Origin of the sequence: Prevotella sp. FD3004 (assembly GCF_000746155.1) — a bacterium.
In the GTDB taxonomy this organism is placed as follows: Bacteria; Bacteroidota; Bacteroidia; order Bacteroidales; family Bacteroidaceae; genus Prevotella.
In genome coordinates this window covers 18,169-35,906 of the sequence record NZ_JQKR01000013.1, presented here as the reverse complement: position 1 = coordinate 35,906, position 17,738 = coordinate 18,169, and the positions used below count along the sequence as shown (strand labels likewise).

Here is a 17,738-nt window from a genome sequence, read left to right as displayed (position 1 = left end):
TTATGTTTGATGATATTACACAAAACCCAGAACTAACAAACCGTAGCTCTCAGCAGCTCCAGCGAGAGGAGTTGGCCAGAGAATATACGGAAGAACCTTTGACCCAACAAGCCGTGCAGATGAATACTGCCAATGGCGTTCAGTGCCCGCATTGTGGTACTATCAATGAACCTGAAGCTCTTTTTTGTGCATCTTGCGGAAATCCAATCGGTAAGTCCACTTGCCCGAATTGCGGTGCCCCCGTTGATCCTGACGCTGATTTCTGTGAAACCTGCCGACACTATATCCGAACAGATGTCTGCTCCTTCTGTGGCGCCCCTCTTACAGGTCAGGAGGCTTTCTGTCCTGAATGTGGTAGCCCTCGCGGTGGCATTGTTTGTCCTGTTTGCCGTACGCTGAATGATTTCTCTTTCTGTAGACAGTGTGGCACGCCATTGACAGAAGAGGCTCGCCAGATGATGGAGAAAGTCAGAGAAATGCCGGAGTATAAGGAAATGCAACGTCTGGCTAATGAAATCCAGCAGATGGAGATGACGCCTCCCTACAGCTCCGAGCGTGATGTACTTCGTGACCAGAAGAACAGCAAACTGCGTGAACGTGTCTTGAAACTTCTGGCTGAAGACAGAGGAATTACAAATCTTGTTATTCCAGAACCGCGGCATAAACGTATGGGACAAGGCGAATATGAAGCCCAAAAGCAAGAACGCCTTAACAAACTTGCTGAGATTCTTGAGCAGATGGCACAGCCACCTCAGCCAAAGCCGGCCCAAGTGCGCAATTATGCGATGGCCTGTAAGCCTCAGGGCATGCGATTGGCTTGGGAGTGTAACTTCAAACATGCCCTTCATTCCAGTCCTTGCGGATGTGCTAAACCGCAAATGGGCGGTAAGTGGATTATCTTGGGTAAGAATTCGAGAAAAGAAATAAAAGACGATATCTGATGAGTACGGAGAGAACTATACGTCCAGAGAACCTTGACAGTACAGTACGATCAACAGATATTGGTGGTACTGTCCGCCCTGCAAGTCTTGACGGGACTATCCGTGTGACAAATACTGCGGCACCCTCGTTAGGCTTAGACGGAACGGTTAGGGCAGATAACATGTATATACAACAGGAAGATATCAATGACAATAGCTTCTTGCTGAAAGGTGTTAAATACAGAAATCTGCAGTGCTTGAGCGATAACTCCGGTGAGGCTCAGGTATTCCTCGTTGAAAAAGACGGTGAGGAATATGTGCTGAAGATTTACTATCCCAATTTCAATGTCAACAAGAATATTCTTCGGGCCGTACTGAACTTCGACTTCGAAATGATCGTCCGGGTATTCGACTATGGTAAAACCTATGTTGACGGCAAACATCGCTATTATGAGTTGATGGAATACTTGCGTGGCGGTACTTTGTCAGAATACAAGTTGGGAGGCGATGTCGACAAGTTCCGCCGCATAGCGTTGCAAGGTGCTGCAGCACTGGCTTATTGTCATGAATGCAACATTCTGCATAAAGACATCAAGCCCAGCAACTTCTTCTTCCGGGATAAAGAGCATACAGAACTGGTTCTGGGCGACTTTGGTATCTCCAGCATGTTAGAGAAAGACGGAAAGGCATATAAGACGACACAGGCTCGTACACCAATCTATGCAGCTCCCGAGATGTACACTGATGTGATAGATGGTGTTGTGGAGATATCTCCTGCAGCAGATTTCTATTCTTTAGGTATGTGCTTGATGGCGCTCTGGTTGGGTGGGAACCCGATGAGCTCAAACGAGCGTGTGATGATGCGTCAGAAAAGCGAAGGCCGCTTGCCGCATATCAATGAGTTGCCTGAACGTGTCAGAATGATTGTCCAAGGACTGACGGTAGTCAATCCGATTAACCGTTGGGGCTACGAACAAGTAGAAGAGTGGTTTGAAGGTGGAAGTCCTAAAGTCGATCTCTCATCGCCATTCCTGAAATATAAGAGTTTTGTCGTAGATCCAGATAAGAACTTGGTTGCAGATAATATACATGAACTGGTGCCGATGCTTCTTGAGAATGAGAAGTTGGCTATTGGCTATCTGTATAATGGAAAGATTGGCTCGTGGTTAGAGTCATGTGGCAACGAGAAACTCAGCACGATTGTCAGGGATATCGTCGTAAACCGTTATCCGGTTGATCAGCGTGCAGGTCTGATGTCGGCGATATATATGATGGAACCTACTTATCCTTATAAGGATGTGAAGGGTAATCTCTGTGACGATGTACACAGCGTGGCCATCTCACTTTTGAGCTATCAGAAAGAATATGGCGTGCTGCTTTCTAATCCGAAAGATCCTCTCTTCCTTTATCTGGAGTCGCATACCAAATGTGATGTAGATCGTATCCGTTCTTATTTCACCAGTCAGGATCCGAAGAGCATCCATGTGGCTATTATGCGAACGGTCTTTGAGATAGACCCGGAGATACCGTTGATGGCTAAATATCCGTCATCTACTATCAGGGAGATTGTTAAGACCTTCGGACGCGAGACTCTGACGGAAGACGATTGGCATAGCCTGACTGACGGTCGCCTGCTCTCATGGATGTACAGTCATGAGGATCATATGGCCTGCGAGAGTCTGCGCATTATGACTCAGGACCAGCCATATTCTTCAGCCTTAGCCTATAAGGTGCTTTATAATCTTGATCGTGAGTCTGCGTATGATCTTAAGGGTGCATTTACCCCGATGCAAGTGGGCGAGCTGTTGCGTGAACGCCTGAAGAATGCCCAATACCTTAGCGACAAGGAGTTCCAAGACGAGATGAAGGATATGACGGAGATCGGTGGCCGATTCTCATATTATGCCCAGCTCCATGGATGGACCGAGATGTATAATGAGCACAATCGCTGTTTCGATTTCAAGAGCGAAGAGAACCGTGAACGTTTGGGCGCTTATGATGTTAAGACTGCGTTATACCGTTTCTGCCGTGTTCTTGGTGTAACACCGACTTATCTGCTGCCCGACGGAACGGAGTTGGTTGATGGTAGGAGTATTGATTTGCTTAACAATACGTCACAGTTCCGTAATGAAATCCGTAATGGCTCTTTTGCCCAATGGATGGCTGTATTCTATCATGAAGATCCATTTGGTGAATTCTCAGAAGAATATGCCTATGAGCATACATTAGAGGAGTGGTTGATGACTCTTGGGAAAATAGATGCCTCACAGCCTTATTATAAGCGTTTCGTTAATGCAAGAGAGGAAACGTCGAACAGAATAAAAGATGTGCGCGATAATTGGGTACGTGCCAAAGCCAGAGAGAGTATATGGCGTACAACATTCTATGCACTCTGTGGTCTGTGGCTACTTCTTATTCTGATATTCGGCGTTAAGCATACCGATTACCTCCTGGCCCATTCATTCCTTTGCATTGGTCTTCCTTTGGGAGGAATGACGGCCGTTATAGTTGGAACGCGAGCCTACTTCAGAGGCTATGATTTCGTCTTCTCGTGTCTTTGGGGTATGTTAGGCGCTTTGTCCTCGTTCATACCTATTATTATATTGAAATATATGAGCCAGTCGCATCCTGGCTATTTCAATCTGGCTATTGTTGTCATTACGCTTGTGTATATTCTCGTCTGTCATCTGACAGACTTCCGTGGCGATCAGAATGCGGATAATAAGTTGATTACAGAGGTATTGGATGATGATATTAAGTCTACGCTGTTGGAGCCTTTGTATTATACCTTTAAGACCAAGTCGTATAGGTTCAAGGGTTCTAAGTTCGGTTTATTGAACGATGTGACCGATCAGGTTAGATCTATCAGTGGTGAAAGTGTGCTCCATTATATCCTGTGGAGTCTGCTGGCGCTGATATTCGTTATAGACTTCATAGTATTCAGCCCGAGTCTTATGAACGTCAAAAATCCTGGCGACATAACGATTAGTGCCTCTAAGATTATCAAGCAATTAGAAAGAGACGTAGAATAATGGTTTGTCAGAATTGTCATAAAGAAAATAGAAGTGTAGCTAAGTTCTGCAAGTGGTGCGGCCAGCCACTTGTAAGCCAAGACTTGCTTGATAAGCTGGTAGGGCTCGATGACGTGAAGCAGCAGCTTAAGACCATTGTCGATACTTATACCTATTTGCGCTCTCGCAAGGATATAGCCAATGTGCGTATTTCAGTAAATGCTATTGTAATAGGTGAGACGGGTACGGGAAAAACGGCCTTGGCAGATATTCTTCGTGACTATTTTTATCAGCATAAGATTATCGAGAAACCTAAGCTGACGATGGTAGATGCCGTTGACTATCAGCGCTTTGTTGATAAGTGGGACGAGAATATTAAGAAGGCCAAGAATGGCATTCTGTTCTTTGACAACGTGCAGAAACTGTTGCCTGATAAGTACTCCAATCAAGTGAATCCGCTCGACAAACTGTTTGTTGAGATGGACAAGTGGGATGATAATCCCATCGTAATTATTTCCGGTCTGACAAAGGGACTGGAAGATTTTCTTGAGAGCAATCCGGCTGTTGCCAACCGCTTTAAATATACGTTCCGCATGCCAACGCCTGGTTATCAGGAATTGACTGATATCTGTAAGCTCAATCTGCGTTTGAAGTATGGTATTACAGAATTCTCTGCTGAGGCCGAGAACCAGTTGATGCGTTTCTTCAAGTATCAAGTGAAGATTAAGGATGAGACATTCGGAAACGGTCATCTGGCAACAAAAACATCAGAAGACATCTTCACACAGTTTATCAGTCGTGGTGCTGATGCCAAACAAGTGGAGAAAGACGATATCAAGGGCTATGTGCCAGAGGAGCGTACCGTTGAGGATATACTGAAGGATCTCGACTCGTTCATTGGAATGGATGAGGTGAAAAGTGCTGTTAAGGAGATGGCTTACTCTGTGCAGAATGCTATGCAGCGTGCAGAGCGCGGACTGGGAGAACAGGAAAAAATGTCGATGCATATCATCCTTACAGGTAATCCTGGAACGGGCAAGACGACCATAGCCCGTAAGTTGGGTGAGATTCTGGCTGCTATTGGCTATCTTGACAGCGGACATGTTGTCGAGGTTGACCGTGCCAAGATGGTAAGTCCTTATCAAGGAGAGACCCCCAAGGTTGTAGACCGTCTTTGCGATAAAGCCAAGGGAGGCATCCTTTTTGTTGATGAGGCTTATACGTTGGCCCCTCTTAGTGCTTCTGGCGACCGTGATAATCAGGGTGCTCAGGCATTAGAGAAACTGATGAAACGTATGGAGGACGATCGCGGTCAGTTTATAGTTATTGCCGCGGGCTATCGTACAGAGATGGAGAATCTTTTCCGTGTAAATCCTGGTTTCCGTAGTCGTTTCAATTATTTCCTCGATATCAAAGATTACTCGCCTGAGCAACTGTTCGAGATCATGCAAGTATTTGCTAAGGCGAAGAAGTATATATTCTCACCAGAGGCAGAGGAACTGACACGTAAGATGATTACGGAAATGTACAACTCCCGTGACAAGGACTTTGCCAATGGTCGTACGATGCGTACTCTGTTCGATCAGATATGTAAGAAGCAGGCCCAGCGTCTTCAGAATGTAGACATCTCGTCGATGACTAATGAGGAACTGATGACCATTAACAAGGAGGATGTTCCTTATGAGGCTCCGCAGTCTGTGAATGTTGAAGACTGCCTGAAGAAACTTGACGGTTTGGTAGGACTGACATCAGTGAAGAAGGAGATTTCCAATCTGACGGCATTCCTCAATTTACAGATAAAACGTGGGGAGACACAGACATTCCAAGGCAAACATTACGTCTTTACTGGTAATCCTGGCACAGGTAAGACTACCGTAGCACGTATTATGGCAGATATCTTCAAGACCTTAGGTGTCGTTGCCCGTGGTCAGCTGGTTGAGGCCGATCGTGCGAAACTTGTTGCTGGCTATTCGGGACAAACTGCTATCAAGACTAATCAGTTGGTAGATCAGGCTCTTGGCGGTGTTCTGTTCATCGATGAAGCTTATACATTGAAGTCGAATGATGGTGATACCTTCGGGTCTGAGGCTATCGACACGTTGTTGAAGCGTCTGGAGGATGACCGCGGGAAGTTCATCTGTATCGTAGCAGGCTATACAGATCAGATGCACGACTTCATAGACACGAATCCAGGTCTTAAGAGTCGTTTCACACAGACCATCCATTTCGATGACTATACACCCGACGAGTTGACTGAGATATTCCTGCATTTGGCAGATGGCAAGAACTTCATGATTGACGATGATACCCGTGCAGCTATTCACCGTCAGTTCGAACAACTATATCTGCGTCGTGATAAGAACTTCGGCAATGCCCGTGAGGCACGTCGTATATTCAACGAGGCTGTAGAGCGTCAGAGTCAGCGTCTTGTCAAGTTAATGAATGATCCGGGCTTCCAAGAGACGGATATGTATAGTCTGACAAAGGACGACCTGCCAATGGCCCAGACTGAAGCTGTACGTCCACTGGATGAAGTGCTCAACGAACTCGATGAGTTTATCGGCATGCGTTCTGTTAAGAACTCTATTCGTCGTCTTGCAGTACAGAGCATGTTTATGAAGCAGCGTGCAGCGATGGGCGCAGGAAAAGTCCAACAGATGTCAATGAACTTTATTCTGACTGGTAACCCTGGCACGGGTAAGACATCCATAGCTCGTAAGATGGGAGAAATTCTCCAGTCGATGGACATTCTTCCTACATCCCGTGTGGTTGAAGCCAGTCGAGCAACCTTAGTTGGTAAGTATATGGGCGAGACGCCAAAGATTGTCAACAACATGTGTGATAAGGCAATGGGCGGAATCCTCTTTATCGATGAGGCATATACACTGAGTGACGGGGGCGACCAATATGGCAAAGAGGCCATCGATACGCTGATGAAACGTATGGAAGACGACCGAGGTAAGTTCGTGGTCATAGCAGCCGGTTATAAGGATAAGATGGATGAGTTCCTGGCCATGAACGCAGGTCTGGCCAGTCGCTTTACCCATAAGTTGCACATCGAGGACTATAATGAAGACGAATTGCTGGCCATCTTTAAGCATATGGCCCAGAAAGAGCAATATACACTCTCACCAGAAGCAGAGTACAAGGCGCTTGATACTATCTATAAGATGGTACTCGCCAAGAATGATTCATGGGGTAATGCCCGTGAGATGCGTAACTTGCTCGACGTAACCATTCAGAAACTCTCGGAACGTGTGTCTCACATGCCGCCAGAGGAAGTTACAAAAGAAACATACCAGATAGTATTACCAGAAGATTTATAAATAATAAAAGATGATCATTTGTCCAGCTTGTAGAGAAGAGATAGAAGACGACTCCCACTATTGCGACCAGTGCGGACAGGCATTGCTGTTCTGTAATCAGTGTGGTCGTGTTGGGCTCGGCAGACGCTGTACGCACTGCGGAGGCTTGATGGTATCTGCCGATGTCCGTCAAAGCCAGAAGCAGGATATGACGTCGGCTGGTCCTTCGAGATTCTCGACGAATATGTCCACAGGAGTGAGTATCTCGCGTGAGGCTGCTCCCCGAGGTGGTATACCTGTGCTGACACTTGCCAATGATAGTTTGAATATACGTATAGTTGCCATGAATGGTGCCATCATCGGCCGACGTAAGGGCCCATACACACAGTTCTTTGAACAGCAAGCCTATGTGTCGGGCGTTCATGCTCAACTCAAGTATAAGGCAGAGTCGGGGTGGTGCATCACAGACAAACATTCCTCTAATGGTACTAAGCTGAATCAGCGTACCATACAACCGGATGTAGATATGTCGTTACACAATGGTGATGTGCTCACCATTGCGAACATCAATCTGCAGGTCATAATCAGATAAATTAGAATGATAAATATAGAGATAACAGCAGCAAGCAGAATAGGCTGTGTAAGACATCAGAATGAAGATATGATACTTGTGGGAAGCCGCTTTGTCAGAAATGACGCTTTCCATACTCAAGTAGAACTGACTAATCAGGATCGTTATATAGTAGCAGTTGCCGATGGCATGGGAGGCCATAACAGGGGTGATATAGCCAGCAGCGACGTCCTTCATAATCTTCAGTTTTATTACCATGACCTTCCAGCAGGCTTCGGCCCGAGTGAGTTTAATGAGACCTTAGTAGAATGGCTTGATGGTATTAACAACCTTGTGGCCTCAAAGGGACGTGCCGATGAGCAGTTCAAAGGTATGGGTACAACTTTGGTGGGTTTTGCATTTTATGAAGGCGAATACTATTCGCTGAATTGTGGTGATAGTCGTTTATATCGTTTCCGTGATCATGAACTGACTCAACTGACTACCGACCACTCGTTAAGTAATCTCATGGGGACGGAAAAGCACTCAAGTGTGATTACCAACTGCATAGGTGGAGGGTGTACAACCTCATATATAGATATAGTCAGGATGACTTCCGACGTCATACAGGGCGATTGCTATATGCTGTGCAGTGATGGTCTTACCGACATGCTGAGCGATCAGGAAATCTCAGCGTTGATGTCTGCAGAAGCTGATGCCAATGGGTTGTGTGATGCTGCAATTGCTGCTGGCGGACTTGATAATGTCTCCTGTTGTATCGTAAAGTTTTAAAAAAAGATTAAGAAATGCCATTAAGATTACCAGACAGACTTCCTGCGATTGATATTCTGAAGAATGAGAATATCTTCGTGATGGATAATTCCAGGGCAACCACACAGGACATCCGTCCTTTGAGGATTGTTATCCTGAACCTGATGCCACTGAAGATTACGACGGAGACCGATTTGGTTCGTCTGCTCTCCAATACTCCCCTTCAGCTGGAAATCAGTTTTATGAAGTTGAAGAGTCATACACCAAAGAATACGCCGATAGAACACATGATGATGTTTTACCGCGACTTTGAGTCGATGCGAAATGAGAAGTTCGACGGAATGATTATAACCGGAGCACCGGTGGAGACTATGGACTTTGAGGATGTTACCTATTGGGACGAGATAACCGACATATTCTCGTGGGCTCGTACTCATGTCACCAGTACCTTATATATCTGTTGGGCTGCCCAGGCCGGGCTCTATTATTATTATGGTATACCCAAGTATCCGTTGAAGAAAAAGATGTTCGGCATATTCCCTCAGACGCCTATTGACCGGCCTCTTCCTATTTTCCGTGGCTTCGACGATGTGTTTATGATGCCTCATAGCCGTCATACGGAGATTCATCGTGAGGATATCCTTGCCAATCCCGACCTGACACTTCTCGCCGAATCGCCCGAGAGTGGTGTCAGTATGGTGATGGCGCGTAACGGACGAGAGTTCTTTATCACCGGCCATCTGGAGTATGCGCCAAACACATTGGACAATGAGTACAAGCGCGACCGTGGTATCCGTGACGATGTGGATCTGCCCAAAAACTACTATAAGGACGATAATCCCGAGAATCCGCCATTGGTTACGTGGCGTGCTCACGCTAATCTGCTCTATTCCAATTGGATTAACTATTACGTTTATCAAGAGACGCCGTATAATATTAATGATATTAAATAACAGTAAGCATTGACACCTTTAGAACTGTTGGCTCCGGCTAAGAATTTAGCATGTGGCATCGCGGCAATAGACCACGGTGCCGATGCTGTTTATATCGGACCTCCCCATTTTGGGGCTCGAGCCGCTGTAGGCAATAGCCTCGACGACATCCGTCAGCTGTGTGCCTACGCTCATCCTTTTGGTGCTAAGGTGTATGTCACGGTTAATACCATTCTTTATGATGACGAGCTCGATGAAGTGCGCCAATTGCTGGCCGATCTGGATCAGGTTGGTGTCGATGCTGTGCTCGTCCAGGACATGGCAGTCATGAAGCTATGCCCTCCGACGCTGACGCTTCATGCCTCTACGCAAACAGACAATCGAACAGCTGAGAAGGTAAAATGGCTTAAAGATATCGGTTTCTCGCGTGCTGTCCTAGCCCGTGAACTGTCTATTGATGAGATTGCCGAAGTTCATCGCGCGGTGCCCGACATGCCATTAGAGGTCTTTGTCCATGGTGCCCTTTGCGTCAGCTATTCCGGCATCTGTTATGCTTCGCAGCATTGTTTCCACCGAAGTGCCAACAGAGGCGAGTGTGCTCAGTTCTGTCGTATGCGCTTTTCTTTGGAGGACGCTGATGGCAGGGAGATAGAGCGTGAGCGCTATCTGCTCTCCTTGAAGGATATGAACCAGAGCGACAACCTGCTTGCGTTGGCCGAGGCTGGAGCTACCTCTTTCAAGATAGAAGGGAGACTCAAGGATGTTGCTTATGTGAAGAATGTGACGGCTGCCTATAGTGAGCGGCTTAATGAAATCATACGTCAGCATCCCGATAAGTACTGCCGTGCTTCTTTGGGGCATTGCAGCTATTCTTTCAAGCCTGATCTGAAGAAGACCTTCAATCGCGGCTATACCACCTATTTCGCTCATGGTCGCCAGCCGGATATTGCTTCCTTTGATACGCCGAAAGCGGTTGGAGAGTTTGTCGGGAGGGTGAAGGAAATCAGGCGCGACTCATTTAATGTGGCGGGAACGGCTAGCTTCGCCAATGGCGACGGTCTCTGTTTCCTTAATCTGGACCGCCAGTTTGAGGGGCTTCGTGCCAATCGTGTGGCGGGCAACCGCATCTATCCCTTCCGAATGCCGCAAGGCCTGCGTCCTGGCATGGCTCTCTATCGTAATAACGATCAGGAGTTTGAGCGTATCCTTTCAAAATCCAGTTCGGTCCGTAAGATTCCTGTAAGGTTCTCTTTGCGTGCGGTTGATACGGGCTATGAGTTGACGGCATCTGTTGATGGATATTCATGTCGTGTGGTTTTCCCTTCTGAGCATCAGCTGGCTCAGAAATCGCCTCATGAGAATATCATCCGCCAGTTGTCTAAACTCGGTGATACGATTTATGAATGTGTGGATATAGATATTCCTGCAGACTTCGGTTATTTTATTCCCAATAGTCAGCTCTCTGATCTTCGTCGTCAGATAGTCGATGCGCTTGGTGAGTTCTCAAACACCATTGGTTCTTCAGAATCGCGAGCATCTTCAGCTGTTCCCCGTCCTCCCCGCTATGATTATCCCTATCTCTATAACATATCGAACGACGAGGCCCGCAGTTTTTATGGTGCCAAAGAACTAACGGCATTTGAGCTGAAGGGTGGCGACGGTCCTCTGATGCAGTGTCGTCATTGCATCCGTTATAGTCTTGGCTATTGTGTACGTCGTGGTGGAAAGCGTCCCGACTGGCGTGAGCCCTTGTCTCTTGTCTTAGGCGATGGCCGCCGTTTCCGTCTTGAGTTTGATTGTGCCAACTGTCAGATGAATGTTTATGCATCCTGCGTCCTAAATGAAAAATAAAATAATGATGAATGAAAGAAGATGCGGGCACGGGTTGTGTCATAGGATGAGAAGATGGATGATAGGTTTATCATTTATCATATATCATTTGTCATTTAGTGTAGCGTGTTACAATCAAGGCCCGATAACGCCAGATGCCTGGGATCTCACCAAGCAGCAGCTCGACTCCATCTCTTTCTATACGACCCATCACTATACGCAGAACTATAACTTCGTTGTGACGGGTGACTCTTTGGTGGTTGTGGCGCAGCAGCCTGAAGCAATGGCTGTGCCTGAGGTGGTATCCATTGAGATTGAGGCCATAGGGCAGGAGCACCAAAAGGATTCTATCACCCTGCGTAAGAGCGAACGGATTGTAGTGGCCGACATCATGACGGTACCATCGGATAGTATAGACTCCGTATGGGTGAAGGTGGCCCGTGACCAGTTGACCTTTGGATGGATACACGAGAAGGAACTGTTGGCGAAGGTGTCGCCCGACGACCCCATCAGTCAGTTCATCGACCTTTTTTCCGACACTCACTTACTTATATTCCTGGCCTTCTGTGTCATTGTGCTGGCGGCCTATGGCGTGCGTCGACTGATGAGGCTTGGCGCCAAAATCGTTCATTTCAATGATATTCCCTCATTCTATCCTACGGCGTTGTGTCTGCTCGTGGCTACTTCTGCTGTCATCTATAGTAGTATTCAGGTATTCGGCCCTGAGTCGTGGCGTCATTTCTACTATCATCCGTCGCTCAATCCCTTTGCCCTGCCGTTACATCTGGGACTGTTCGTCTCTTCTGTATGGGCTATTATCATAGTAGCCATTGCCACGGTCGACGATGTAACCAGGCATCTGCCGATGGGTGAGGCCATACTCTACTTGGGGGGCCTAGCTGCTGTCTGTGCCGTTGACTATGTAGTGTTCAGTGTCACTACATTATATTATATAGGCTACCCTCTGCTCGTTGCCTATTACTATTTTTGCTTCAAATTCTTTCCTCGTTTCTTTAACAGATAGCTCTTTCTTGTCAGAGATAACTTGAAAGAGTGACATAGAAAGGCTTTGATATTGACAGAGACTATCTGGACCATTGCAATTTAGTCTATTTTGCAAAGCAATTTAGTCTAAATTGCTCGCCAATTTAATCTAAATTGCAAAATCGCAGATAGTCTCTGACATCAGAAAGCGATAATGATGACAGCAGATAGGATAAGTTCCGTCAGATAAGCATGAGGTCGCTGATAATCATATCGCTAACGAAAAGACCAGGTTTCGTAAGTGACAGATGATTGTTCTGAAGGTTCAGTAGCCCGTCGCTGATGTAATGGCGTGCTTCACTGAGGCAATAGTTGCGATTGTGCTCCGATAGGGTGTTGAGGTCAAGACCGTTACGGGTTCGCAGGGCAACGGTCATCGTGTCGTTATAGCGGGTGTCATCATCGAGCAGCTCCTGCTCGAAGCAGGGCTGTCCGCCCTCGATGCCCTCGATATACAGACTGATGTCGCTGACGTTCCAACGGCGGCGGCTGTTCCCGTCGAAGGAATGGGCGGCCGCGCCGAGCCCAATGTAGGGTGTCAGGTCCCAGTATGATGAATTATGGCGGCTTCGGAAGCCAGGACGGGCGAAGTTTGAAATCTCGTAGTGTTCGTAGCCCGCCGCTTCCAGTCGCTCTATGAGATGATAGTACATCAGCCGTTCTTGTTCTTCGTCGGTTTCTGCCACCTTGCCTTGCTGGAGTAATCGATAGAGTGGGGTGCCTTCTTCATACATGAGGCAGTAGCAGGAGATATGCTCCACATCGAGGGCGAGGGCTCTGGTGATGTCGGCATCCCAGTCACTGAGAGTCTCGCCGGGGAAACCATACATCAGGTCGATGCTGATGTTGCGGATGCCGGCCTGACGGAGCAAACTTACGGCCTCGGATACTTGAGCAGCCGTGTGTCGGCGGTTTAGAAAGTGCAGCCGGTCTTCATCGAAGGTCTGCGCACCCATGCTGACGCGATTAATGCCAAGTTGTTGTAACGTAGTGGCATATTCGGCTGTCATGTCGTCGGGATTGACTTCGATGGTAATCTCCTGAGAGGTGAGAGGATATACCTTATTTATATATATAAAGAGCTGGCGTAACTGGTCTGTCGTTAATTGACTTGGCGTTCCTCCACCGAGATATACTGTTTCTATCTGTAATCTCTCACCTTTTGCTGCTCTCCACTCACTTCTGAGTTTCATCTCGCGGCATACGGCGTCGACATAGCGCTGACGGAGCGCCAGACCTGTCGTAGAATAGAAGCCGCAATAGATGCAGCGGCTTCTACAGAAGGGAATGTGAATGTATAAACCTGCCATACGGGGGACAAAGTTACAAATAAAATACTAATTTAGTTTAATATTTATAAGATTCTTTTGGCTATTTCTAAGAAAATGGTTACCTTAGTCGCCGCTTAGAACATTAAAATATTCACCTAAAACTAAAATGATATGAAAGTTTATCAGACAAACGAAATCAAAAACATTGCACTCATTGGCAGTGCGGGTAGCGGCAAGACTACTCTTGCCGAGTCAATGGTCTACGAAGCTGGCATCATCAAGCGCCGCGGAGCTGTAGAGAGTAAGAACACCATGAGCGATTATTTCCCCGTAGAACAGGAATATGGCTACTCGGTGTTCTCTACTGTTTTTCATGTAGAGTGGAACAACAAGAAACTCAACATCATCGACTGTCCGGGTTCTGATGACTTCGTAGGAGGTTCTATCACCGCCATGAACGTGACCGATCAGGCCGTCATCCTCGTCAATGGTCAGTATGGCCCTGAGGTTGGTACGATGAATGCATTCCGCAATACAGAAAAACTGAAGAAGCCCGTCATCTTCCTGGTTAACCAGCTTGATCGTGATAATTGTGATTTCGATCAGATTCTGAATCAGTTGAAGGAGGTATATGGTCCAAACTGCGTTCCCGTTCAGTATCCTATTGCTACAGGTGCAGGCTTTAATAGCGTCATCGACGTGCTGTTGATGAAGAAGTACTCTTGGAAGCCTGAGGGTGGTGCTCCCATTATTGAGGATGTTCCAGCCGATCAGCTTGAGAAGGCAAAAGAAATGAAGGCTGCTCTTGTAGAGGCTGCCGCCGCTGGCGACGATACACTGATGGAGAAATTCTTTGAGAGCGAGGATCTGACTGAAGACGAGATGCGTGAAGGTATCCGTAAGGGGCTTGTAACGCGCAGCATCTTCCCCGTGTTCTGTGTTTGTGCAGGTCGTGATATGGGTGTTCGCCGTTTGATGGAGTTCCTGGGTAATGTCGTTCCTTTCGTTAGTGAGATGCCTGTCATCAAGAATGCCGCCGGCAAGGATGTGCCTGCTGACGCCTCGGCACCTGCTTCGCTCTATTTCTTCAAGACTGGTGTTGAACCACATATCGGTGAGGTCCAATATTTCAAGGTGATGAGTGGTGTTGTGAAGAGCGGTGACGATCTGACCAATGCCGATCGCGGCTCAAAGGAGCGTATCGGTACCATCTATGCCTGTGCGGGTGCCAACCGTATCCAGGTAGACCAGTTGGTTGCTGGTGATATTGGTTGTACCGTGAAGCTGAAAGATGTGAAGACTGGTAATACTCTGAACGCAAAGGATGTAGAAAACAAGTTCGATTTCATTAAATATCCTAATTCAAAGTTCTCTCGTGCCATCAAGGCCGTTAACGAGGCTGAGACAGAGAAGATGATGACAGCCCTTCAGAAGATGCGTCAGGAGGATCCCACATGGGTTGTTGAACAGTCGAAGGAACTCCGCCAGATCATCGTTCATGGACAGGGTGAGTTCCACCTGCGCACCTTGAAGTGGCGTATGGAGAATAACGAGAAGATTCAGATTGAATATATCGAGCCGAAGATTCCATATCGTGAGACCATTACAAAGATGGCACGTGCCGACTATCGCCACAAGAAACAGTCGGGTGGCGCAGGCCAGTTTGGTGAGGTTCACCTGATTGTGGAGCCTTATACAGAAGGCATGCCCGATCCTACATCGTTCAAGATTAACGGTCAGGAGTTCAAGATGAATATCAAGGGCAAGGAAGAGATTGATCTGGAGTGGGGTGGTAAACTCGTATTCATCAACTCTGTTGTTGGTGGCGCCATTGACCTCCGCTTTATGCCTGCCATCCTGAAGGGTATTATGGAACGTATGGAACAGGGCCCGCTGACAGGCTCTTATGCCCGCGACGTCCGTGTGATTGTCTACGATGGTAAGATGCACCCCGTTGACTCTAACGAACTCTCATTCATGCTGGCTGCTCGTAACGCCTTCTCTGCGGCTTTCAAGGAGGCAGGTCCTAAGGTTCTTGAGCCTATCTACGACCTTGAAGTGCTTGTTCCCGGCGACTACATGGGTGATGTGATGTCTGACCTTCAGGGCCGTCGTGCTATCATCATGGGTATGGACTCTGAGGCTGGTTATCAGAAACTCTCGGCCAAGATTCCTCTCAAGGAACTCTCAAGCTACTCTATCGCTCTGAGTTCTCTGACTGGCGGTCGTGCTTCGTTCACCACCAAGTTTGCTAGTTACGAGCTTGTTCCGAATGATATTCAGCAGACTCTGATTAAGGAACATGAGGCCGAAATGAAGGAGGAAGATTAAAAATACTAAAGTTTTTCGACTATAATCCTTGGGAATCCCTGCTATGTCCTGTAGCGGGGGTTCTTTTTATGATACAACAATGAGTTGTTAGTTGTGTATATGTAATTATAATTATTGCTTTTTGTTAATATTGTGAAATTTACCTCAAATAATTAACATATTAATCTTCCGTATTTAAGAATTAGCGTATCTTTGCCCACGATATGAAGAAAAGTACGATTTGGATTATAGCTATAGTCATGGGACTCTCGTTTGTGGGTCTTCTCTTTCTCCAGCTCTCATATATAGAAGAGATGGCGAAGATGAAGAAGGAACAGTTCGACGAGTCTGTGACCCGTAGTCTCTATCAGGCGTCGCGTAACCTCGAGATGAACGAGACACTGCGTTATTTGGAGAAAGATGTGAAGGATACCGAGAGGAAAGCCTATAAGCAGGACTCTGTGATGGTCGACGGACTCGATGGTACTATCAAACACTCTCATCAGTTTGCTGTAGCAGCCGACGATGGTACTGTGTATTCTTCTTTCGAACTGAAGACGTTTGCCATCAAGCCGGCTAATGTGCCTAAGGCCATGATCCTACGCACCGACAAGAATTCGATATCTGAGGCGTCTAAGTCACTTCAGGAGATTGTCCGCAACCGTTATGTCTATCAGAAGGCTCTGCTCGACGAGGTAGTGTATAACATCCTTTATACAGCCTCTGACAGACCTCTGAAAGAACGTATCAACTTCAAGATGCTCGATCAGGATATTCGGGCTGAGTTGATGAATAACGGTATCAACATTCCCTATCATTTCCGTGTTGAAACGGCCGACGGGCGTGAGGTATACCGCTGTCCAGACTATACAGAGGAAGGCGAGGAGCATGCTTATAAGCAGACACTCTTCCGTAATGACCCCTCGTCGAAGATGGGTGTCGTGAAGATTCACTTTCCTGACATGAGCTCTTATATTTTCTCCAGCATACGCTTTATGATTCCAGCCATGATTTTCACTGTGGTGCTGCTGATTACGTTTATCTTCACCATTGTGGTCATCTTCCGCCAGAAGCGTTATTCTGAGATTAAAAATGACTTTATCAATAATATGACCCACGAGTTGAAAACCCCGATATCCAGTATTTCACTGGCTGCGCAGATGCTCAACGATGAGAGCGTCAGCAAGAGTCCGGCAATGCTGACACATCTGGGCGGTGTTATCAATGATGAGTCAAAACGTTTGCGCTTTTTGGTTGAGAAAGTACTTCAGATGTCGATGTTCGACAGAAAGACTGCTTCGTTTAAGAAAAAAGAACTTGATCTTAATGAGTTGTTGGAGTCGATTGCTGCTTCGTTCACATTGCGTGTCGAGCATACCGGTGGACATATCTATACGGAAATCGAGGCTGTCGACTCGGCTATCTATGTTGACGAGGTGCATTTCCAGAATGCCATTACTAATCTGTTGGACAATGCGGTGAAGTATCGTAAGCCCGAACAGCCGCTCGATATCTATATCCGCACGTGGAATGAGAAAGATCTGCTTTGCTTCTCAATCCGTGATACCGGACTAGGTATCAAGAAAGAGAACGTGAAGAAGATATTCGACAAGTTCTATCGTGTTCATACGGGTAATGTTCATGATGTGAAAGGGTTCGGCCTAGGACTGGCCTATGTTAAGAAGATCATCAATCTTCATGAGGGCGAAATCAAGTGTGAGAGTGACCTGGGAAAGGGTACAACCTTCACCATTTCATTGCCCATCTTACAGGAAGACAATTCATAGTATTAAC

Annotated in this window: 11 protein-coding genes; 10 read left to right on the top strand and 1 reads right to left on the bottom strand. The window is 46.8% G+C overall.

Annotated elements, in window-relative coordinates; translation table 11 throughout:
- The first annotated feature begins 2 nt into the window (after nt 1–2).
- The 8 genes from T325_RS04780 to T325_RS04745 all read left to right on the top strand — a co-directional run bounded on the left by T325_RS04780 (nt 3) and on the right by T325_RS04745 (nt 12,343).
- Complete coding sequence (locus T325_RS04780) at nt 3–941, top strand: zinc ribbon domain-containing protein (RefSeq protein WP_036910944.1); 939 nt, start codon at nt 3–5, stop codon at nt 939–941.
- Nucleotides 941–3,952 carry a serine/threonine protein kinase gene (locus T325_RS04775; protein ID WP_081911048.1) on the top strand — a complete coding sequence of 1,004 codons (3,012 nt, stop codon included), beginning with the start codon at nt 941–943 and terminating at the stop codon, nt 3,950–3,952. The genes T325_RS04780 and T325_RS04775 overlap by 1 nt, the downstream gene beginning before the upstream one ends.
- A complete protein-coding gene (locus tag T325_RS04770; RefSeq protein WP_036910940.1) occupies nt 3,952–7,257 on the top strand; it encodes an AAA family ATPase in 3,306 nt (1,101 codons plus the stop codon). The genes T325_RS04775 and T325_RS04770 overlap by 1 nt, the downstream gene beginning before the upstream one ends.
- A 10-nt stretch (nt 7,258–7,267) precedes the next feature.
- On the top strand, nt 7,268–7,828 hold the full coding sequence (locus tag T325_RS04765) for an FHA domain-containing protein (RefSeq protein ID WP_036910939.1): 561 nt from the start codon (nt 7,268–7,270) through the stop codon (nt 7,826–7,828).
- A gap of 69 nt (nt 7,829–7,897) precedes the next feature.
- On the top strand, nt 7,898–8,578 hold the full coding sequence (locus tag T325_RS04760; RefSeq protein WP_177172076.1) for a PP2C family protein-serine/threonine phosphatase: 681 nt from the start codon (nt 7,898–7,900) through the stop codon (nt 8,576–8,578).
- A gap of 14 nt (nt 8,579–8,592) precedes the next feature.
- Nucleotides 8,593–9,510 (top strand): homoserine O-acetyltransferase MetA, encoded by a 918-nt coding sequence (gene metA / locus T325_RS04755; RefSeq protein ID WP_036910935.1) that lies wholly within the window; start codon nt 8,593–8,595, stop codon nt 9,508–9,510.
- Between the two features lie 9 nt (nt 9,511–9,519).
- Nucleotides 9,520–11,340, top strand: a complete 1,821-nt coding sequence (locus T325_RS04750; RefSeq protein WP_036910933.1) for a peptidase U32 family protein — start codon at nt 9,520–9,522, stop codon at nt 11,338–11,340.
- Between the two features lie 46 nt (nt 11,341–11,386).
- Nucleotides 11,387–12,343, top strand: coding sequence for a hypothetical protein (locus T325_RS04745; RefSeq protein ID WP_051949708.1), 957 nt, complete (start codon nt 11,387–11,389; stop codon nt 12,341–12,343).
- A 202-nt stretch (nt 12,344–12,545) separates the two neighbouring features.
- On the opposite strand, the gene hemW is transcribed toward T325_RS04745, so the two are convergent.
- On the bottom strand, nt 12,546–13,673 hold the full coding sequence (gene hemW, locus T325_RS04740; RefSeq protein WP_036910931.1) for a radical SAM family heme chaperone HemW: 1,128 nt from the start codon (nt 13,671–13,673) through the stop codon (nt 12,546–12,548).
- Nucleotides 13,674–13,805: 132 nt separating this feature from the next.
- On the opposite strand from hemW, the gene T325_RS04735 reads away from it, so the two are divergent.
- The gene (locus tag T325_RS04735; protein WP_036910929.1) at nt 13,806–15,965 is read left to right on the top strand and encodes an elongation factor G; all 2,160 of its coding nucleotides are present in this window, start codon (nt 13,806–13,808) and stop codon (nt 15,963–15,965) included.
- 203 nt (nt 15,966–16,168) lie between these two features.
- The gene (locus T325_RS04730; RefSeq protein ID WP_036910927.1) at nt 16,169–17,731 is read left to right on the top strand and encodes a sensor histidine kinase; all 1,563 of its coding nucleotides are present in this window, start codon (nt 16,169–16,171) and stop codon (nt 17,729–17,731) included.
- Nucleotides 17,732–17,738 lie beyond the last annotated feature (7 nt).